Annotated in this window: 15 protein-coding genes; all 15 read left to right on the forward strand. The window is 43.4% G+C overall.

Annotation, left to right across the window (positions count from 1 at the left end):
• Positions 1–381: 381 nt before the first annotated feature.
• The 15 genes from WMO37_RS02730 to WMO37_RS02800 all read left to right on the forward strand — a co-directional run bounded on the left by WMO37_RS02730 (position 382) and on the right by WMO37_RS02800 (position 21707).
• On the forward strand, positions 382–2196 hold the full coding sequence (locus WMO37_RS02730) for a right-handed parallel beta-helix repeat-containing protein (RefSeq protein ID WP_227089227.1): 1815 nt from the start codon (positions 382–384) through the stop codon (positions 2194–2196).
• A 213-nt stretch (positions 2197–2409) separates the two neighbouring features.
• The gene (locus WMO37_RS02735) at positions 2410–3399 is read left to right on the forward strand and encodes a dipeptidase (protein ID WP_349154267.1); all 990 of its coding nucleotides are present in this window, start codon (positions 2410–2412) and stop codon (positions 3397–3399) included.
• 159 nt (positions 3400–3558) lie between these two features.
• Complete coding sequence (dnaK, locus tag WMO37_RS02740; RefSeq protein WP_227089229.1) at positions 3559–5307, forward strand: molecular chaperone DnaK; 1749 nt, start codon at positions 3559–3561, stop codon at positions 5305–5307.
• A gap of 142 nt (positions 5308–5449) precedes the next feature.
• Positions 5450–6556 (forward strand): chorismate synthase, encoded by a 1107-nt coding sequence (gene aroC / locus WMO37_RS02745; protein ID WP_349154268.1) that lies wholly within the window; start codon positions 5450–5452, stop codon positions 6554–6556.
• Between the two features lie 14 nt (positions 6557–6570).
• The gene (gene tgt / locus WMO37_RS02750) at positions 6571–7707 is read left to right on the forward strand and encodes a tRNA guanosine(34) transglycosylase Tgt (RefSeq protein WP_349154269.1); all 1137 of its coding nucleotides are present in this window, start codon (positions 6571–6573) and stop codon (positions 7705–7707) included.
• A gap of 121 nt (positions 7708–7828) precedes the next feature.
• Positions 7829–8113, forward strand: a complete 285-nt coding sequence (yajC, locus tag WMO37_RS02755; protein ID WP_022433419.1) for a preprotein translocase subunit YajC — start codon at positions 7829–7831, stop codon at positions 8111–8113.
• A gap of 230 nt (positions 8114–8343) precedes the next feature.
• Complete coding sequence (gene leuB, locus WMO37_RS02760) at positions 8344–9426, forward strand: 3-isopropylmalate dehydrogenase (RefSeq protein ID WP_349154270.1); 1083 nt, start codon at positions 8344–8346, stop codon at positions 9424–9426.
• Between the two features lie 115 nt (positions 9427–9541).
• Entirely contained in the window at positions 9542–11218 is a 1677-nt protein-coding gene (ilvD, locus tag WMO37_RS02765) for a dihydroxy-acid dehydratase (protein WP_022433417.1), read from the forward strand.
• 56 nt (positions 11219–11274) lie between these two features.
• On the forward strand, positions 11275–12966 hold the full coding sequence (gene ilvB, locus WMO37_RS02770) for a biosynthetic-type acetolactate synthase large subunit (protein WP_349154271.1): 1692 nt from the start codon (positions 11275–11277) through the stop codon (positions 12964–12966).
• A 77-nt stretch (positions 12967–13043) separates the two neighbouring features.
• Entirely contained in the window at positions 13044–14129 is a 1086-nt protein-coding gene (gene serC / locus WMO37_RS02775) for a 3-phosphoserine/phosphohydroxythreonine transaminase (protein WP_022433415.1), read from the forward strand.
• Positions 14129–15292 carry a phosphoglycerate dehydrogenase gene (locus tag WMO37_RS02780; protein WP_022433414.1) on the forward strand — a complete coding sequence of 388 codons (1164 nt, stop codon included), beginning with the start codon at positions 14129–14131 and terminating at the stop codon, positions 15290–15292. Before serC ends, WMO37_RS02780 begins: the two co-directional genes overlap by 1 nt.
• Before the next feature lie 136 nt (positions 15293–15428).
• Positions 15429–16919, forward strand: coding sequence for a methyl-accepting chemotaxis protein (locus WMO37_RS02785; protein ID WP_349154272.1), 1491 nt, complete (start codon positions 15429–15431; stop codon positions 16917–16919).
• 35 nt (positions 16920–16954) lie between these two features.
• Positions 16955–18187, forward strand: coding sequence for a DUF1015 domain-containing protein (locus WMO37_RS02790; protein WP_227089232.1), 1233 nt, complete (start codon positions 16955–16957; stop codon positions 18185–18187).
• Between the two features lie 292 nt (positions 18188–18479).
• The gene (locus WMO37_RS02795; protein WP_022433411.1) at positions 18480–19325 is read left to right on the forward strand and encodes an alpha/beta hydrolase; all 846 of its coding nucleotides are present in this window, start codon (positions 18480–18482) and stop codon (positions 19323–19325) included.
• 18 nt (positions 19326–19343) lie between these two features.
• Positions 19344–21707 carry a GlgB N-terminal domain-containing protein gene (locus WMO37_RS02800; RefSeq protein WP_022433410.1) on the forward strand — a complete coding sequence of 788 codons (2364 nt, stop codon included), beginning with the start codon at positions 19344–19346 and terminating at the stop codon, positions 21705–21707.
• Positions 21708–21710 lie beyond the last annotated feature (3 nt).

Genomic DNA, 21710 nt, shown 5'->3' on the forward strand with positions numbered 1-21710 from the left:
GTACAGGGAAGAGATTAAGCCCGCAAAGCGGGCTTGATTATTTTCTGTGCAATTTTGTGAAAATTGTATAGCATTAAAAAACTTTTTCAAAAATAAATAGCTTTAACTTTGTAAAACACGGCAGTATCTGGAAACGCTAAAGGTAATAAAAAATGCAAAAAACAATCAATTGTAGAAAGTGCATGAAAATACTTTTTGTATGTAGAAAATATGTACAAAATGCACAAATATATTTGTAAAAATTGCCGTTGACTTTTGGTTTGTAAAAAAATACAATGACTGCATTGTGCCGGCAAAGCAAAAATAAAGAGGAAAATCATTTCTCACATGAGATTTTTGTTTCGCAAAAACAAACAGGCAAAAACAAGGAGGTTTCACAAGGTGAAAGCGAAAAAGGGTTTAAAAAAAGTATTGGCATGGGGCATGAGTATTGTCTGTATGCTGGCAATGGTGCTTGCAGGCAGTCCTATGACGGCAAAAGCATCTGATTCTACATCATGGAATTTTAAAAATACCGGTTTTAAAAATCTGGGGACAATTTCCTCTACGGTAACAGTGGATAACCTGTCACTGATTGCAACATCGTCAAAGACCATGTCTGTGATTGCAAACAGTCAGACAGTGGATGGAACAGCATATACATATGCACTGGCTTTGGGCGGCAGCGGTTCGACAAGCTATCGTGCAGTCAAAGTACCGGTATCGGGAACAGACACCATTAAAGTAACCTGTATGAGTTCCGGCAGTGCGGCAAGAACACTCGTTGTGGCAGACGGTTCTGGAAATAAGCTTGGCACGATGAATGCAGGCACAACGGCTGCAACGGTTTCATATAATTATTCCGGTTCATCAGGATACGTGTACCTGTATTCCTCAAACAGCGGTATTAACATTTACAAGATTCAGGTGGACAGTTCTGCTTCATCCGGTTCTGGAAGTTCATCTTCCGGCAGTTCCACAACTGATACCAGCAACGGAACAGTCGTTACTTCTTTTTCAGAACTGACGGCGGCTGTGACAAAGGCTGAAAAAGCGGGCGGCGGCATTGTCTATGTGAAGGGCAGCAGTATCAGCTGTACGGCACAGCTTGCATTAAAAGCTTCTAATGCCAATGTATCTATTATCGGTGTAAAAAACAGTGACGGTACCTATCCGGTGTTAGACTTTTCAGCATTCCGTTCAGCTTATATCGGAAAAGCAACAACGGATTCAGAAGTCGGCATCCGCATTTCGGGAAGCAATTATACAATCAAGAACCTGATTATCCAGAAAGCACCGGATAACGGCATCCAGATTAAGGGAAGCAGCGCAGGAAACAATACGATTGAAAACTGCATGGTGCGTTACAACAATGATGCCGGGGTGCAGATTACAGGTGGTGCATATAGCAATACCATGCGTTTTGTATACAGCTACAGAAATTGTGATGTCTATACACTTGGTGGCAACGCAGACGGCTTTGCGCCGAAGCTTGGCGCAGGCAAGGGAAATGTATTCTACGGCTGTTATTCATGGGAAAATTCAGATGACGGCTGGGATTCTTACGATAAGGACAGCTTAACCTACAACCTGACATATACCAACTGTGCATGCTGGAACAACGGTGACCCGACCATTTTTACCGGGGAATACGATTATAATAACGGAAATGCGCTGGATACGGATTTACTTTTAGTAGAATTAATCAGCAAGAAGGATTCTTCTTTTGCAAGCAATTACAAAAAAGGAAAGTTCTCTCTGCCAGGCGGCAGCTTTATCCGCACCACACAGGGAACTTTAAGCATTGCAAACTGGAAAAGCAAATATGACGGCAATCCAAACGGATTTAAGTTCGGTTCAGTGAATACTACAAGCAGCTGTGTAAGAACCGTAACCAACTGTTTAGCCTTTGGACACAGCAGTAAAGGCTTTGATAACAATAACAGCTCCTGCACGGCATATTTAAGCAACTGCATTTCTTATGACAACGGCTACAATTATTATATGCCGCCGTTTACACTCAAGAAATTCAGCAATATCCTCAGCTTCTCAGGAGCATCTTCTAACAAGCTGCCAAGCGGATATACGGCTTCCATACCGTCTTCCTCAAAGCAGGCACAGATTAGAAGCACAGTCAATGCAACGGTAAGCAGTATTACAACACAGTGTAAGAACAATGTAATACCGGGAGAAGTATATTTTAATATTTTCAGTTAAGTAAATAGAAATGAAGTTGGGGCGAAAGCTCCCAACGAGGATGCCGGCACAGCAAAGGGCAGAAAATAAGCGTCACGGAAAAGTTTATGTTTCCGTGACGCATTTTTACTTTATAAATGTAGTGACGGTATTTCAGCAATACGCATTTGTAATATTCTCTTTCGTCTGATAATATGATGTAAAATTGATTTTCATATTGGAAAAGAGGAGCTTATGAAATATATTGACCTGCACTGTGATACGCTCACAGAGTTAAAAGAAGGGGAAACGCTAGTCCGGAATCATAAAAATGTAGATTTAAAATCCTTGAAAAAGGGCGGGTGTGTGATTCAGTGTGCATCCATTTTTATTCCGACAGGGACGTATACGGGAGTGGACAGAAAAGAAGCCATACAGACAGAGTATGACCGTGTAGTTTCCGTTTATAAACGCGAATTAAATGCCAACCCAAAAGAACTGTACAGGGTTCTGACCCGGCGGGATATACCGGATATCCGGCAGAACGATAAAATGCAGGATTTAGGCACGGGTATACTGCTTACGATTGAGGATGGCGGCGTTATGGGCGGAGAAATGCAGAAATTATACCGTGCGTATGAAGACGGTGTACGCCTTGTAACCCTGACATGGAATCATGAAAATGAAATCGGGTACCCAAACAGCACAGACCGGGATATCATGCAGAAGGGCTTAAAACCGTTTGGATTTGAAGTGCTTGAAGAAATGAACCGGCTCGGCATGGTAATTGATGTATCGCATTTATCGGACGGCGGATTTTTAAATGTGGCGGAGTTTGCAAAAAAGACAGGCATGCCGTTTGTAGCATCCCATTCCAATGCACGCGCCATAACGGCGCACCCACGCAATCTGCCTGATATGTATATAAGGAAGCTTTCGGAAGCGGGCGGCGTTATGGGCTTGAATTTTGCATCGCATTTTCTTTCGGATACACAGCCGCCGGACGGTGAAAGCCGTATCTGCGATATGGTTACACACATTCTGCATATCCGCAAAATTGCAGGTAGTGAGGTGCTGGCAATCGGTTCGGATTTTGACGGGGTGGAGAGCCGGATGGAAATTGACAGTCCTGCCAAAATGGTCATGCTGTATGAAACACTTCATCAGACAGGGCTTTCGGAGGATGAACTGGAGAAAATATTTTACAAAAATGCACAAAGAGTATTGACCGCTGTTTTACGATAATCCCGGTTTTATAATTTTTTTTATTTTTTTCCGCTAAATTAATAATTATCCCGGCAGATTTATGGTATGATTATATATATGTGGTATTGGGGTTAAAAGTCCCCAAACGATGATTTTTACGGATTATGTGCTAGAACGAAGATTGGAAAGTGGATGGTCATGAGTAGAGTAATTGGAATTGACTTAGGGACAACAAATAGCTGCGTTGCAGTGCTGGAGGGCGATGTGCCGACAGTGATTGCCAATAAGGAAGGATACCGGACAACACCGTCTGTTGTGGCTTTTGCAAAAGACAAGACGATGCTTGTGGGAGATCCGGCAAGAAGGCAGGCAGCTGTCAATGCAGAGCGGACAATTTTTTCCATTAAACGTCATATGGGATCGGATTACAGAAAAAAGATTGACGGAAAAGCATATTCGCCGCAGGAAATATCTGCTTTTATTTTAATGAAGCTGAAAAAAGACGCAGAAGATTTTCTGGGGGATACGGTCACAGATGCCGTGATTACCGTACCGGCGTATTTTAACGATGCACAGCGGCAGGCGACTAAAGATGCGGGACGGATTGCTGGGTTAAATGTACTGCGTATCATCAATGAGCCGACTTCTGCAGCATTGGCATATGGTCTTGACAACGGACAGGCACAGAAAATTCTTGTCTATGATCTGGGCGGCGGCACATTCGATGTGTCCATTATTGAAATCGGCGACCATGTGATTGAAGTACTTGCAACGTCCGGTGACAATCATCTGGGCGGTGATGATTTTGATGAGCGCATTGTGCAGTATCTTGTGGAGCAGTTTAAAAAGACGGAGGGAATTAACCTGTCTAAGGATACGGCAGCGCTTCAGCGGTTAAAAGAAGAAGCGGAAAAAGCGAAAAAGGAGCTGTCATCCTGTATGACGACGAATATTAACCTGCCGTTTCTTGCGATGGCAAAAGACGGACCACATCATATGGATATCCAGCTTTCCCGCAGTAAATTTGAAGAACTGACCAAAGATTTGATTGAGCGGACGGTGATTCCGGTTGAAAATGCAATCCACGATGCAGGGCTTACAAAGTCACAGATTGATATGGTATTGCTGGTAGGCGGTTCAACAAGAATCCCGGCAGTGCAGGATAAAGTGCGGACCTTGATGGGCAAAGAGCCTTCAAGAAATGTTAATCCGGACGAATGTGTGGCAATCGGTGCGGCAGTCCAGGCAGGAAAGCTGGGCGGACAGCTTATGGCGGGGTCTGCGGCTTCTGAGATGATTTTAATGGATGTAACGCCGCTGTCGCTTTCAATTGAAACGGTAGGCGGTGTGTCAAGCCGTCTGATTGAGCGCAATACAACGATTCCTACAAGACACAGCCAGATATTTACGACTGCGGGCAATTTTCAGACAAGTGTAGATATCAAAGTGTTTCAAGGTGAGAGAAAATTTACAAGGGATAATAAACTGCTGGGGAATTTCCGCCTTTCGGGTATTAAGCGGGCGATGGCGGGGACACCGCAGATTGAAGTGACCTTTGATATTGATGCCAACGGCATTGTCAATGTATCGGCAAAGGATTTAGGCACGGGTCATGAACAGTCCATTACGATTACGTCCAGCTCCAATTTGTCCGAGGAGGAGATTGAGCGCGCAAAATGGGAAGCCCAGATGTACGGAAGACAGGATGAAGCAAAGACACAGCTGCTTGCGGTACGTCAAGAGGCAGTGCAGTTTGCAGGACAGGCGCAGGCAGAATTGGACAGCCATAAAAAAGAGTGGGAACGCAGTAAGAAAAAGGCGGTTAAAGAAATCCTCGGTAAGCTGAAACGTACTTTATATAAAGTGCCGCCGGAAAAGATTACGGCGGATTCTGCCGCAGTTATCCGTGATTTGCAGGAAGAGCTGCAGCGGGCATTAAACAGTTAGGACATTCCTGCACTTTCTAAAAATCTATAAAAATGCAGAACCGGGACAAAACAGACAGTTGAAAACATAACCTTGTATATGGTATGATGAAGTGTCAGATAGAAAGTGGAAATGCCGCATTGTGTGGCGGAATGGAGAGAAAATGGCTGGTTCTACATATGGAAACAGATTTAAGATTATGACATGGGGCGAATCCCATGGAGAAGCGTTAGGCGTTGTAGTGGACGGCTGCCCGGCGGGTTTAGAGCTTTGTGAGGAAGATATCCAGAAACTTCTTGATCGAAGAAAACCGGGACAGTCTAAATTTACGACACCCCGCAAAGAAGCTGATAAAGTAAAGATTCTGTCGGGCGTTTTTGAAGGGAAAACGACAGGAACACCGATATCCATGGTAGTATTTAATACCAATCAGCGCTCAGGCGATTATTCGGAGATTGCAGGATACTACAGACCGGGACATGCCGATTATACATTTGATGCAAAATACGGATTCAGGGATTACCGCGGCGGCGGAAGAAGTTCCGCAAGAGAAACGATTGGCAGGGTCGCAGCGGGTGCGATTGCGTTAAAGATTTTGGAAAGCCTTGGGATTACCCTGCACGCTTACGCAAAGGAAATCGGCGGAATTGCGATTGACTATGAAAAGTTTGATCTGCAGGCAGCACGCGAAAATGCATTTACAATGCCGGATAAGGAAGCGGCAGCAAAGGTTGAAGCGTATGCCACGCAAAAGATACAGGAGGGCGATTCAATCGGCGGTATCATTGAGTGTGTGGTTGAGGGCATGATGCCGGGAATCGGTGAACCGGTATTTGACAAGCTGGACGCTTCTCTTGGAAAAGCAATGCTTTCAATTGGTGCGGTTAAAGGCTTTGAAATCGGAAGTGGCTTTGAAGCGGCAAAGATGACCGGCAGCGAAAATAATGACAGCTTTGTCATGAAGGACGGAAAACTTACAAAAAAAACCAACCATGCAGGCGGCGTTTTAGGCGGCATGAGTGACGGCAGCAACATTGTATTCCGTGCGGCGGTTAAACCGACACCGTCTATTTCGGCAGTGCAGGATACGGTCAATAAAGATGGTGAAAATATTGAAATTTCCATTAAGGGCAGACATGACCCGATGATTGTGCCGCGTGCCGTAGTCGTTGTGGAAGCAATGACGGCGCTGACACTCGTGGATCTGATTTTTGAAAATATGACGGCAAGATTGGATGGAATCTGTGCCTTTTATAATAGAAGCAAGTAAGAAAGAGGAAAGAGATGTATCGTTTATTAAAAACAGACGGGCGTGCAAAACGCGGTGAATTACAGACTGTGCATGGAACAATCCAGACACCTGTATTTATGAATGTCGGAACAGTAGCCGCCATTAAGGGTGCCGTATCGACCATGGATTTAAAGGAAATCGGAACACAGGTGGAATTGTCAAACACGTATCATCTGCATGTACGTACCGGGGACAAACTGATTAAGGAAATGGGCGGTCTGCATAAGTTTATGAACTGGGACAGACCGATTCTGACCGATTCGGGTGGATTTCAGGTGTTTTCCCTTGCAGGTCTTAGAAAGATTAAAGAAGAAGGCGTAACTTTCCAGTCCCACATTGATGGCAGAAAGATTTTTATGGGTCCGGAAGAAAGTATGCAGATTCAGTCTAACTTAGGTTCTACAATTGCCATGGCATTTGATGAATGTGCACCGGCGAAGGCAGAACGCGATTATGTGGAAAAGTCTGTTGCCCGTACAACGCGCTGGCTGGCACGCTGTAAAAAAGAAATGCAACGCTTGAATTCCCTGCCGGATACCGTTAATCCAAACCAGCTTTTATTTGGTATCAATCAGGGTGCAGTTTATGCAGATATCCGTATTGATCATGCAAAACGTATTTCGGAACTGGATTTGCCGGGCTATGCAGTCGGAGGACTTGCAGTCGGTGAAACCCATGAAGAAATGTACCACGTACTCGATGAAACCGTTCCGTATCTGCCGCAGGACAAGCCTACTTATCTGATGGGTGTCGGTACACCGGCAAATATTCTGGAAGCGGTAGACAGAGGGATTGACTTCTTTGATTGTGTATATCCGTCCAGAAACGGAAGACACGGGCATGTGTATACAAAGTTTGGTAAAATCAATCTTTTTAACGCACAGTACGAAAAGGACGACAGACCGATTGAAGAAGGCTGTCAGTGTCCGGTCTGCAAAAACTATACGAGAGCATATGTACGCCATCTTTTAAAGGCAAAAGAAATGCTTGGTATGCGTTTCTGTGTATTGCATAATCTGTACTTCTACAATCATTTAATGGAGGATATCCGGGGAGCGATTGAAGAAGGAAGATACAGTGCCTTTAAGAAAGAACGCCTGGAAATGTTAAAGACCTATGATAAAAAGTAAAAAATTATAAACAAAATGTTTTTTAGTGGACAGAAAGAATAAATTCCGCTATTATAGAGTGTATGTGTCAGGGACACGTATGTCATTACATTTGAAAGTATATTTTAGGAGGCAAATTAAAATGGGTTCAATCGGAATTATCGTTATTTATGTCGTTGCATTAGGACTGATGATGTATTTTCTTGCAATCAAGCCACAGAAGAAACAGCAGAAGGCACAGCAGCAGTTAATGGATTCAATCGAAATCGGCGATTATGTATTAACAACAAGCGGTTTCTACGGCGTAATTATGGATATTACAGATGATGATGTTATTGTAGAATTCGGTAACAACAAAAACTGCCGTATCTCCATGCAGAAGAAAGCCATTGCACAGGTAGAAAAGGCAAAGAGTTCAGAAGAATAAGTAACGAAAGTAAAGACACCGGAGCGGAAAGTATCAATTCCCGCTCCGGTGTCTTTTGTTATTTATTTATCGGGCATTACATATTGAAAAATACATAAAAATACGTTATGATAATAAACAATAACCTTTTTCATACATAAATATGAAAGTGGAGAAGTATTCAGGGGCGGCAGGTACGGGTAGAACCCTCCGGATTCCTGTAAGAAAAGAGAAAGACAGGTGGTAGTAGCATGGATTGTAAAATAACATTAATTCCGGGAGACGGAATCGGACCGGAAATCGTAAGAGAGGCCGTAAAGGTATTAGATGCTGTGGGAAAGAAGTATGAGCATCATTTTACCTATGAAAAGATTTTAATGGGCGGTTGTTCCATTGATGCATACGGTGTGCCACTTACAGATGAGGCAATTGCTGTAGCAAAGGCATCCGATGCCGTATTACTGGGGGCAGTCGGCGGCAATGTCGGCAACTCCAAGTGGTATGACGTTGCTCCGAATTTAAGACCGGAGGCAGGACTGTTAAAGATTCGTAAGGAACTGGAATTGTTTGCCAATATTCGTCCTGCATATTTATACAATGAATTAAAAGATGCGTGTCCGTTAAAGCAGGAAGTAATCGGGGACGGATTTGACATGGTTATCATGAGAGAATTAACCGGCGGACTGTATTTTGGTGAACGACACACAGAAGAAGTAAACGGTGTCATAACAGCAACCGATACGCTCACTTATAATGAAGAAGAAATCAGAAGAATTGCCATTAAAGGCTTTGAAATTGCCATGAAGCGCAGAAAGAAGCTGACAAGCGTGGATAAGGCAAATGTTCTTGATTCTTCAAGACTTTGGAGAAAGGTCGTAAAGGAAGTTGCAAAGGATTATCCGGAAGTTGAAGTAAGCGATATGCTTGTAGACAACTGTGCAATGCAGCTGGTTATGAATCCGGGACAGTTTGATGTGATTTTAACAGAGAATATGTTTGGTGATATTTTATCTGATGAAGCCAGCATGATTACCGGTTCAATCGGTATGTTATCCAGTGCCAGCTTAGGAAAGACAAAACTCGGCTTATATGAACCAAGCCACGGTTCTGCACCGGATATTGCAGGCAAAGACATTGCCAATCCGATTGCCACCATTTTAAGTGCGGCAATGATGCTTCGCTACTCACTGGATTTAGATAAGGAAGCTGATGCCATCGAAGCGGCAGTAGCACAGGTATTAAAGGAAGGCTACAGAACCGTGGATATTATGGCAGACGGCATGCAGCAGTGCTCAACAACAAAGATGGGCGATTTAATCGCAGAACGTGTTTAAGATACGGATATAAAAAAGTAAAATCTGTTATGAAGCCGGAATCCTGTTTGTGCAGATACAGCGGGATTTCAGGCTTTCATGTTTAGAATAAAAAGAAAAGAAACGGAGAACAGTCATGAAAAGTGATAACGTTAAAAAAGGAATGCAGCAGGCACCACACCGCTCGCTGTTTAACGCATTAGGCTTTACAAAGGAAGAAATGGATAAACCGCTCGTTGGTATTGTAAGCTCTTACAATGAAATTGTACCGGGACACATGAATCTGGATAAGATTGTAAATGCCGTAAAATTAGGTGTTGCAGAAGCAGGCGGTGTACCGGTTGTATTTCCGGCAATCGCAGTCTGTGACGGTATTGCAATGGGACATATCGGCATGAAATATTCTCTTGTAACAAGAGATCTGATTGCGGATTCCACAGAATGTATGGCACTGGCACATCAGTTTGATGCACTTGTTATGGTGCCAAACTGCGATAAGAATGTACCGGGACTTTTAATGGCAGCAGCAAGAGTGAATGTGCCGACTGTATTTGTCAGCGGCGGTCCGATGCTTGCAGGTCATGTAAAGGGTAAAAAGAGAAGTCTTTCATCCATGTTTGAAGCAGTCGGTTCTTATGCAGCCGGTTCAATGACGGAAGACGATGTACGTGAATTTGAAGAAAAAGTATGTCCGACATGCGGTTCATGCTCCGGCATGTATACGGCAAACTCCATGAACTGTCTGACAGAAGCACTGGGTATGGGACTTCGCGGCAACGGTACAATCCCGGCAGTATATTCTGAAAGAATCAAGCTGGCAAAACATGCCGGTATGGCAGTGATGGATATGTACCGCAAGAATATCCGTCCAAGAGATATTATGACAAAAGAAGCAATCATGAATGCACTGACAGTCGATATGGCATTAGGCTGTTCTACCAACAGTATGTTACATCTTCCTGCCATTGCGCATGAAATCGGCTTTGATTTTGATATTAAATTTGCAAATCCAATCAGCGAAAAGACACCGAACCTGTGCCATTTAGCACCGGCAGGTCCTACTTATATGGAAGATTTAAATGAAGCGGGCGGCGTATATGCGGTTATGAAGGAACTGGCTGATGCAGGACTTCTGAATACTGACTGCATGACCGTAACAGGAAAGACGGTCGGAGAAAATATTAAAAATGCGGTAAACTTAAATCCGGAAGTCATAAGACCGTTAGATAACCCATATAGTAAGACAGGCGGACTTGCGGTATTGAGCGGAAATCTTGCACCGGACGGCAGTGTTGTAAAGCGTTCAGCCGTTGTAGATGAAATGATGGTTCATGAAGGTCCGGCAAGAGTCTTTGACTGTGAAGAAGATGCGATTGCGGCAATTAAGGGCGGCAGGATTGTAGCAGGCGATGTCGTTGTAATCCGCTATGAAGGACCAAAGGGTGGTCCGGGTATGAGAGAAATGTTAAATCCGACTTCTGCAATTGCAGGCATGGGCTTGGGTTCAAGCGTTGCACTGATTACAGACGGACGTTTTTCCGGTGCAAGCCGCGGTGCTTCTATCGGACACGTTTCACCGGAAGCAGCAGTCGGCGGACCGATTGCACTGGTAGAAGAAGGCGATATCATTAAGATTAACATTCCGGCATTAACACTGGAACTGGCAGTATCTGATGAAGAACTTGCAGCAAGAAAAGCAAAATGGCAGCCACGTGAACCGAAGGTTACAACAGGCTACTTAAAGAGATATGCTTCATTAGTAACCTCAGGAAACAGAGGGGCTGTTCTTCAGGTACCGGAAAACGAACAGTAACAAAAAGGTCAGTGGGTACCGGTATGAAAAATAGAATATAAAGGAAGGAAAGATACATGAAGTTAAATGGCTCAGAAATCATTGTAGAATGTTTAAAAGAACAAAATGTGGATACGATTTTTGGTTATCCGGGCGGCGCAATTCTGAATGTATACGATGCGTTATACAAACATTCAGATGAGATTACACATATTCTGACATCTCATGAACAGGGTGCTTCCCATGCAGCAGACGGTTATGCAAGAGCAACGGGGAAGGTTGGCGTATGTTTTGCAACATCCGGTCCGGGTGCGACAAACCTCGTAACGGGAATTGCCACAGCATATATGGATTCGATTCCGGTTGTTGCAATTACCTGTAATGTAACCGTTCCGCTGTTAGGTAAGGACAGCTTTCAGGAAATCGATATTGCAGGTGTGACAATGCCGATTACAAAGCATAACTTTATTGTTAAAGACGTAACAAAGCTGGCAGACGTTATCCGTGCGGCGTTCCGGATTGCAAAGGAAGGCAGACCGGGTCCTGTTTTAATTGATGTAACAAAGGATGTAACGGCAGCAGAATGTGATTATATCAAGGAAACACCGAAGGCAATTGAACGTCAGACAGATACGATTAAAGAAGAAGATGTGGAACGTGCCGTTGAAATGATTAAAGCATCAAAGCGTCCATACGTTTTTGTCGGCGGTGGTGTCATTGCTTCGGATGCTTCTGATGAGCTGGCGAGATTTGTAAAGAAGATTGATGCGCCGGTTGCAGATTCCCTGATGGGCAAAGGCGCATTTGACGGAACAGACCCGCATTATACAGGGATGCTTGGTATGCATGGTACAAAGACGTCTAACTTCGGAGTATCTGAATGTGATCTGCTGATTGCCATTGGTGCGAGATTCTCAGACCGTGTAACCGGTAATGCAAATAAATTTGCAAAAAATGCAAAGATTCTTCACTTTGATATCGATGCAGCAGAGATTAACAAGAATATCCATTCTGATGCAAGCGTTGTCGGTGATGCCCTTGAAATCTTAAAACGTGTCAATGCAAAGTTAGAACAGCAGGACAGACATGAGTGGCTGGAACATATCCACGATTATGAGAAACAGTATCCGATGGCATATCGTAAGGACTGCTTAAACGGACCACTCATTATGGAAAAAATTTATGAGCTGACAAAGGGTGAAGCGATTATTTCAACTGATGTCGGACAGCATCAGATGTGGGCAGCACAGCATTACAAATATAAAAAGCCAAGAACGCTGCTTACATCAGGTGGTCTTGGTACAATGGGCTACGGACTTGGTGCGGCAATTGGAGCCAAGGTAGGCTGCAAGGATAAAACAGTCATCAACATTGCAGGTGATGGCTGCTTCAGAATGAATATGAACGAAGTGGCAACAGCAACCCGTTATAACATTCCGGTTATCGAGATTATTTTCAATAACCATGTACTCGGTATGGTACGCCAGTGGCAGGATTTATTCTACGGAAAACGCTATTCGGCAACTGTTCTGGATGATTGTGTGGATTTTGTCAAAGTGTCGGAAGGCATGGGGGCAAAGGGCTACCGTGTCCAGACTATTGAGGAATTTGAAGCAGCATTAAAGGATGCAATGGCATTAAATATTCCGTGTGTCATTGACTGTCTTATTGACAGAGAAGATAAAGTATTCCCGATGGTTTCACCGGGTGCGGCAATTTCAGAAGCATTTGACAGAAAAGATTTAGACAGAATGAACTCAGAAAAATAAAGAATTGAGTTGACAGGAACACTTTAATGGAATAAAATGTCAAATAATAGTTTTAAAACTTCTAGGAGGAAAGAAAAGTGGCAAGAGTTTATAATTTTAGTGCAGGTCCGGCAGTATTACCGGAGGAAGTATTGAAGGAAGCAGCAGATGAAATGCTGGATTATCAGGGTTCAGGACAGTCTGTTATGGAGATGAGCCATCGTTCTAAAGTATACGATAACATCATCAAAGAAGCAGAAGCAGATTTAAGAGAACTGATGAATATCCCGGATAATTATAAGGTATTATTCTTACAGGGCGGTGCATCCCAGTTTTTCGCAGAAGTTCCGATGAACCTTATGAAGAATAAGAAAGCAGCTTACATTATCACAGGACAGTGGGCAAAGAAAGCTTATAAAGAAGCTCAGATTTACGGTGAAGCCGTTGCAGTTGCTTCATCTGAGGATAAGACATTCTCGTACATACCGGATTGTTCGGATCTGGATATTCCGGAAGATGCCGATTATGTTTACATCTGTGAAAACAATACAATTTATGGTACAAAATTCAAGACTCTTCCAAACACAAAGGGACATCTGCTTGTATCGGATGTTTCATCCTGTTTCTTATCTGAACCGATTGATGTAACAAAGTACGGCGTTGTATACGGCGGCGTTCAGAAGAACATCGGACCGGCCGGTGTGGTTATTGCAATTATCAGGGAAGACCTGATTACAGATGACGTATTACCGGGAACACCGACCATGTTAAAGTGGAAGACACAGGCAGATGCAGATTCTCTTTACAATACACCTCCTTGCTATAATATTTATATCTGCGGTAAGGTATTTAAGTGGATTAAGAAGATGGGCGGTTTAAGCGCCATGAAGGAACATAACGAAAAGAAAGCAAAGATTCTGTATGATTTCCTTGACGAGAGCAGGTTATTTAAGGGAACTGTTGTAAAAGAAGACCGTTCTTTAATGAATGTTCCTTTTGTAACCGGTGACAAGGAACTGGATGCAAAATTTGTTGAAGAAGCAACAAAAGCAGGCTTTGTAAACTTAAAGGGACACAGAACCGTTGGCGGTATGAGAGCATCTATTTACAATGCAATGCCAATCGAAGGTGTGGAAAAACTGGTTGAGTTTATGAAGAAGTTTGAAAAGGAGAATACAAAATAATGGTAAACGTACATTGCTTAAATAATATTGCCTCTGTAGGTCTTGACCTTTTTTCAGATGACTACAATATGGAGAGTTCTTATGAAGATGCACAGGCAGTTCTTGTAAGAAGTGCCAAAATGCATGATATGGAATTAAATGATCATTTACTTGCAATTGCAAGAGCCGGTGCAGGAGTCAATAATATTCCACTTGATAAATGTGCAGAAGCCGGTATTGTTGTATTTAATACACCGGGTGCGAATGCCAATGCCGTAAAAGAACAGGTGCTAGCAGCAATGCTGTTAGCTTCCCGTGATTTAATCGGCGGTAATCAGTGGGTTGCTGAAAATAAAGACAATGCAGATATTGCAAAAGCAACCGAAAAGGCAAAGAAAGCTTTTGCAGGACAGGAATTAAAGGGTAAGAAGCTTGGCGTTATCGGTCTTGGCGCAATCGGACAGCTTGTTGCCAATGCAGCCATTGCACTGGGTATGGATGTTTACGGTTATGATCCGTATCTTTCAGTCAATGCTGCTTGGAATCTTTCAAGCAAGGTTACGCATATTGTCAATGTAGAAGACATTTATAAAGAATGTAATTATATTACCATTCATGTCCCGGCATTAGACAGTACAAAGGGGATGATTAATAAAGCTGCATTTGATTTAATGCAGGATGGTACAATTATCGTCAACTGTGCAAGAGATGTTCTTGTCGATGAAACAGCAATCGGTGAGGCTTTAAAGTCCGGCAGGGTAAAGAAGTATGTAACAGACTTCCCGAATCCGACAACTGCCGGAATGGAAGGTGCAATTGTACTTCCACACCTTGGGGCTTCTACCGCAGAAGCAGAAGATAACTGTGCAGTGATGGCAGTCAAGGAATTGAGAAATTACATTGAAAACGGTAATATTATAAATTCTGTAAATTATCCTGCCTGTGATATGGGTGTCTGCACGGCTACAGGACGAATTGCAGTCTGCCACAAAAATGTTCCGGCTGTTATCAGCAAGATTACAACGATTCTTGGCGATGCAGGTGTAAATATTGAGGAAATGGCAAATAAATCCAGAGGCGATTATGCATATTCTTTATTTGATGTTGATAAGAATGTAGATGACAGTGTGATTGATAAACTGGCTTCTATTGAAGGAATCATCAAAGTCAGGGTCGTAAAATAATAAATTCAGAGCTGTTTTCCACAATTGGAGGAGAACAGCTCTTTTTTTGCTTTGATTTTAGAAATGTTTGTTTACTTAAACAAATGGGTACGGTATAATAATAAAAAAATACAAATGTGATAGTGGAGGAGTGAAAATGAACAGCGGGATAAATCCAAAAGAAAAAGATTATGAGCTGGCAAGGGAGAATACCGTTGCCATGAATTGCCACTTTTTAGTATGCGGAATCATTTCCATTGCTTATTTTGTGGAATTTTTAAAAGGTGACGGCACCCTGTTGTATGTACTGGCAACCATTATTTTAGCAATGGGACCGGTAGTAGGAGAAATTATCTGCTATAAAAAACAGCATGATACAAAGATGATTAAGCATTTCGTAGGAATTGGCTATGCAATTTTATATACATTTGTAATGTTTACAACCAATAATCACTTTACGTTTGTATATGTTATTCCCATGCTGATTGCCATTACGGTATACAATGATTTTAAGTATTCGCTGCCGATTGAAGTGGGGGTGGTAATTGTCAATGTTATACAGCTGGCATTGTTTTTTAAAAGAGGGATTTATACGAAAGCGGATATGGCATCTGTGGAAATCCAGTTCTTTGTTATTGTACTGATTTGTGGTATTCAGCTGTATGTCTCAATTGTGGCAGAAAAGTTGAATCAGAAGAAGCTTGCAGAGTTGAAGGCAGAACATGAAAAGACAGAAGAATTGCTGACGCGGATTATGGATACATCCGATAAGATGACACAGCAGATTACAGAAAGTGCACAAAAGACGGCATCGCTTGGTGAAAGCATGCAGGCAATGAAAGAATCCATGGAAGAGGTGAATTCAGGCTCTAATGATACGGCAGAAGCAGTGCAGAGCCAGTTAAACCAGACCGAAGAAATTCAGGCAATGGTAGAGCAGGTTGAAAAAGGCACAGAGAATATCATTGACAGTATGAATCAGAATAAAGAAGCCATTGCGCAGGGAAATGCAAATGTCGGTATTCTTGTAAAACAGGCAGAAGAAACGGTTGAATCCGGCAAAAAGGTGACAGAAGAACTTTCACAGCTGGATACATATATGAGCCAGATGAATTCAATTCTGGATATTATTAACAGTATTACGTCACAGACAAGTCTTCTGGCGTTAAATGCAAGCATTGAAGCGGCGAGAGCCGGAGAAGCAGGGCGTGGTTTTGCGGTTGTTGCTTCCGAGATTTCACAAATGGCACAGCAGACGAAAGATTCCACGGTGCAGATTTCGCAGCTGATTGAAAATGTATCCAATGCCATTCAGATGGTGGTTGAGGTCAGCGGCAGTATGATTTCCATGATTGAAAGCCAGAATGAAACCACTGAAAAGACAGCAGAAAGCTTTACGGTTATTGAAAAGAATTCGGACAATGTATATGGACATTCTAATGAACTGGCAGCCTATGTTACAAAGTTAGCCGATGCGAACAAGAAAATTGTGGACAGCATTTCTACCATTTCGGCAATTTCCGAAGAAGTGGCTGCCCATGCAAGTGATACGCTTTCCGCAACAGAAAGCAACAATGTGATTGTGGAAGAACTGGCAGCGTTAAGCGGACAGCTTGAAACACTGGCACAGGAATTAAAAGAACAGTAAAAAGGGGCAGGGGATGACCCCGGAAAAGAGGACATATGGCAGTAATCAGACCTTTTGAATGTGTACGTCCGCAGGCAGAAAAAGCAGAGCGGGTGGCAGCACTTCCGTATGATGTATACAACAGAGAAGAAGCGTGCAGGGAAGTTGCCCGCGAGCCGCTTTCATTTTTAAAAATAGACCGTGCAGAAACACAGTTTGACAGTTCGGTCGATACCTACGCACCGGAAGTTTATGCAAAGGCAAAAGAACTTTTGGAAAACGCTATTGCAGACGGTACATTTATCAAAGACAGCGAGCAGGCATATTATATTTATGAACTTACAATGGATGGCAGAGTGCAGACCGGACTTGTGGCATGCGCTTCAATTGATGACTACGAATCCAATGTAATTAAAAAACATGAAAATACAAGAGCTGATAAGGAATTAGACCGCATTACGCACGTGGATACCTGTAATGCGCAGACCGGTCCGATATTTTTAGCATACCGTGCCAATGCCGTGATTAACGGTGAGATTGATAAGGCAAAGAAAAATTCTTCTTTATATAATTTTGTATCGCCGGACGGGGTCCGTCATCAGGTATGGAAAATCAGCGAACCGCAGTCCGTTAAAGCAATCCGCGGTGCATTTGAAGGAATTTCATCTATATATATTGCAGATGGACATCACAGAGCCGCTTCAGCAGTTAAAGTCGGCTTAAAGCGCCGTGCCGAAAACCCACAGTATACGGGAAAAGAAGAATTTAATTATTTCCTGTCTGTGCTGTTTCCGGACGAGCAGTTAAAGATTCTGGACTATAACAGGGTGTTAAAGGATTTAAACGGTTATACCGAACAGGATTTTTTAGAAAAAGTTAAAGAGAAATTTACAGTTAAAGAAAGTGCTGTACAGGTGCATCCGGACAAGCAGGGAACCTTTGGCATGTATCTGGGAAAGAAGTGGTATCGGCTGACGGCAAAGCCGGAAATCTTATCGGACGACCCGGTAGACGGTCTGGATGTATCTGTTTTGCAAAATGCCCTGTTGTCGCCGGTACTTGGCATTAAAGACCCAAAGACCGATGCACGCATTGATTTTGTAGGTGGTATCCGTGGAATTGGAGAACTGGAAAGGCGCTGTGAAACAGATTGTGTACTGGCATTTTCAATGTATCCGACATCAATTGCACAGCTTTTTGCCGTGGCAGATGCAGGACGGCTGATGCCGCCGAAGTCCACATGGTTTGAACCGAAGCTGCGCAGCGGACTGTTTATACATCAGATTTAAAAATATGGAGAAATGTGAAAAATCATAAATCACAATTTTTCACATAGATATTTGTTTTGAGCGAAAACAAATATCATAGATGGCAGATGAGAAATCGCCTGCGCGAATTTCTCATCGCCGATTCGCGACAAAGTCGCTCAGAAATGAGGAAAATGTGAAAAATCATAAATCATAATTTTTCACATAACTAATTGTGCCGCAGGCGTCACAATTAGATTTATCGCAGGACAAAATCAGTCATTTTGTCCACGGTTCCTCCAACATTAAAATGCCTGCGGAATTGGAGAAGAATATGATTCATCAAACTATGGAACTGGATATTGATTATGAGCGGGCGGGGATTTTACATAAGGGACAGAAAGCGACACTGACAACTTATATTAAGGAAATGTATCCGGGGATGCAGAAGCCGTTTCACAGACCAATGGTTTTAATCTGTCCGGGCGGCGGCTATGAACATCATTCGCCGCGGGAAGGGGAAGCGGTTGCAGTGAAACTGCTCTCACTTGGCATGAATGCGGCAATTTTAAGATACAGTCTGATTCCCGATGAATTTCCGTGTGCGCTGTACGAAGCGGCGTACGCTGTACGGTATCTGCGGGAACATGCTAAAGAATGGGACTGTGACCCGGATAAAATTATTATCGCCGGTTTTTCGGCGGGGGGACATGTAGCGGCAAGTCTTGGAACAATGTGGAACAGCAAAGAACTGGAAGGGTTTGTTAAAGAGTATCTGCATACAGAGCCGGAAATGATAAGGCCGGATGGCATGCTTCTTGGATATCCGGTGATTACATCCGGGGAGAAAGCCCACAGAAAATCATTTGAAAGACTGCTTGGGACACGTTATGAGCAGCTGCTTGAAAGTGTATCACTGGAAGAACGTGTAACGAAAGACACACCACAGACCTTTTTATGGCATACGGTTACAGACGGTGCTGTACCGGTAGAAAATTCCATGCTGTTTGCACAGGCATTGCAAAAAGAACATATTGGATTTGAATTGCACCTTTTTCCACACGGTAATCACGGACTTGGACTTGGAACGCGGGAAACAGATACCGCAGACGGAACACATTTCCAGCCGGAAGTATCCGTCTGGCCGGAATTATTTGCAACGTGGGTGGAAAATTTATAAAAAAGAATGGAGATTAGTATGAATCGGTTATATCAATTCATGAACTGGCCTGAGATTGAAGGACTGGTATATTCAGAGTGCAGTCATCCGATGGAGCTGCTCGGTGCGCATATGTGCAGGGATGGTATGCTGGTACAGGTTTTCCGTCCCGATGCGGTCGAGGCAGAGATTCATATTGCGGGGAGAAAAAAAGCGTACGCTTGTGAAAAGGTTGACGAATCAGGCTATTTTGCGGTCTGTATTCCGATAAAGAAACAGACTGCCTATACTGTCTGTATTGAAGATATCAAAGGACAGAAAAAAGAATATATGGACCCTTATGCGTGCGGCACGGCTTTAACGGCAGAGCAGCGCAAAAAACTTGCGGCAGGCGATGACTGGGAAGCATACCGGCTTTTTGGCGCGCATGAGCGCACTGTGGGCGGAATCCGCGGCGTTTGCTTTGCTGTATGGGCCCCCAATGCACAGCGTGTCAGTGTGGTAGGTGATTTTAATCACTGGGACGGACGGATTTTTCCGATGGAAAAACATGAGGACAGTGGTATCTTTGAACTGTTTATACCTGAAATGAAGGCAGGCACAGCCTATAAATATGAAATTAAATTTAAAGGCGGCAATATTGCGGTAAAGACAGACCCGTACTGCAGACAGTGCGACGCCGGTCAGGGCTTTGCATCGGTTGTGTATGCAGATATTCCGTTTGCATGGGAAGATGGTGCATGGCAGAAGGCGGAAGAAAACCGGGATATAGAAAAAGAACCGGTTGCCATTTATGAAATATCACCGGAAACCTGTCGACAGATTAAAGAACCGGAGCAGTTCGCGGCACAGATTGCAAAACTTGGATACACACATATTGAATTGCAGGCGGTAGCGCAGTATGACAGCAGACGCAGAAATCTCCGGGAAACAGCAGGCTATTTCGCACCTGCGGATATTTTTGGTACACCGGATGACTTGAAGCGCCTTGTCAATGCAATGCACAAAGAAAATATCGGTGTTATTGCAGACTGGAATGCTGCATTTATGGGGAATCTTCCATCAGGGCTTACGTGGTTTGACGGAACGAACCTTTATGAGAGCAGTGCATTCTGCCTGACACCGGATGCAGATGTGGCGGTATCCTCATTCCAATATGGAAAGCCACAGGTAAAAATGTTTTTAATTTCCAATGCAATCATGTGGATAAAGGAGTATCATATAGATGGGCTTTTTGTAGATGAAGTGGCAAGTGCGCTGTACTTAGACTATGGCCGCGCACCGGGCGAGTGGATTCCGAATCTTTACGGTGAAAATGAAAATCTCGATGCGGTTGCATTTTTCAAACAGCTAAAAAAAGTGCTGATAAAAGAAAAATGTCCGGCGGTTCTGATTGCGCAGGATTCCAGTACGTGGGGCAGGGTGACCGGCAGCCATGAAGATGCACTGGGGTTTGATTTTAAATGGAACCACGGCTGGAAAAATGATTTTGATAAATTTATGCAGAGTGACCCGCTTTTCAGAAAGGGTGTATATCAGAAACTGACAGATAATATGCTGTATTTTTACAGTGAATTTTTTATACAGGAACTGCATATAACCGAACAGGAACTGCCGGGCAGCAATGATGGGGAAAAACATGCCAATATGCGTCTTGCAACGGCATATCAGTATTGTTATCCAGGTAAAAAGCGGACGGCGGAAAACTGTACCGGCACATTGCCGCAAAGCTTTATGGAAGCATTAAATGCATTTTATAAGGAACATCCTGCATTATATACCGCAGATTATGAACCGGAGGGCTTTGCATGGACAGATACGCAGGATGAACAGGAAACGGTGCTGGCATTTGTGCGCCGGAGTATGGTATCAGACAGTACATCGCAGGATTTGCTGGTAATTGCGAATTTCACACCGGTTGTCCGTAAGGATTTCCGTATGGGTGTTTTAGAGCCGGGTAAATATAAGGAAATTTTTAATACAGATGCAGCACATTTCGGTGGACAAAACATTTTAAATGAACAGCAGCTGTCTTCGGAAAAGGTGGAAAGAAACGGCTGTGAAAATTCTATTGTACTGGATTTACCGCCGTTGGCACTAACCGTTTATGCGTATGAACCGTTTACAAAACTGGAACTGGAAGAAATCCGAATCCGGGAAGAAGCTGAACTTGCGGCAAAGGCAGCACAGGAACAGGCATGGCAGGCAGAACAGCTGAAAGTCAAAGCCGAAGAAGAAGCACAGGCTGCCCTTGAAGCGCAAAAACAGGCTGAACTTGCGGCAAAGGCGGCACAGCAGGCGTGCGAAGAAGCCGAAAAACAGGCACAGGAGGCAGAAGCTGCCAAGTTAAAAATCGAGCAGGAAACCAAAAAGAAGCTTGCGGCTTTAAAGCGCCGGAAATAAGTA

This window comes from Lachnospira intestinalis (genome assembly GCF_040095895.1).
Classification (GTDB): domain Bacteria; phylum Bacillota; class Clostridia; order Lachnospirales; family Lachnospiraceae; genus Lachnospira; species Lachnospira intestinalis.

What these genes read in the sequence shown, in the direction of transcription:
- WMO37_RS02735 (WP_349154267.1), top strand. Translation starts at nt 2,410, where the DNA reads ATGAAATATATTGACCTGCACTGTGATACGCTCACAGAGTTAAAAGAA.
- dnaK (WP_227089229.1), top strand. Translation starts at nt 3,559, where the DNA reads ATGAGTAGAGTAATTGGAATTGACTTAGGGACAACAAATAGCTGCGTT.
- aroC (WP_349154268.1), top strand. Translation starts at nt 5,450, where the DNA reads ATGGCTGGTTCTACATATGGAAACAGATTTAAGATTATGACATGGGGC.
- tgt (WP_349154269.1), top strand. Translation starts at nt 6,571, where the DNA reads ATGTATCGTTTATTAAAAACAGACGGGCGTGCAAAACGCGGTGAATTA.
- yajC (WP_022433419.1), top strand. Translation starts at nt 7,829, where the DNA reads ATGGGTTCAATCGGAATTATCGTTATTTATGTCGTTGCATTAGGACTG.
- leuB (WP_349154270.1), top strand. Translation starts at nt 8,344, where the DNA reads ATGGATTGTAAAATAACATTAATTCCGGGAGACGGAATCGGACCGGAA.
- ilvD (WP_022433417.1), top strand. Translation starts at nt 9,542, where the DNA reads ATGAAAAGTGATAACGTTAAAAAAGGAATGCAGCAGGCACCACACCGC.
- ilvB (WP_349154271.1), top strand. Translation starts at nt 11,275, where the DNA reads ATGAAGTTAAATGGCTCAGAAATCATTGTAGAATGTTTAAAAGAACAA.
- WMO37_RS02780 (WP_022433414.1), top strand. Translation starts at nt 14,129, where the DNA reads ATGGTAAACGTACATTGCTTAAATAATATTGCCTCTGTAGGTCTTGAC.
- WMO37_RS02785 (WP_349154272.1), top strand. Translation starts at nt 15,429, where the DNA reads ATGAACAGCGGGATAAATCCAAAAGAAAAAGATTATGAGCTGGCAAGG.
- WMO37_RS02790 (WP_227089232.1), top strand. Translation starts at nt 16,955, where the DNA reads ATGGCAGTAATCAGACCTTTTGAATGTGTACGTCCGCAGGCAGAAAAA.
- WMO37_RS02795 (WP_022433411.1), top strand. Translation starts at nt 18,480, where the DNA reads ATGATTCATCAAACTATGGAACTGGATATTGATTATGAGCGGGCGGGG.
- WMO37_RS02800 (WP_022433410.1), top strand. Translation starts at nt 19,344, where the DNA reads ATGAATCGGTTATATCAATTCATGAACTGGCCTGAGATTGAAGGACTG.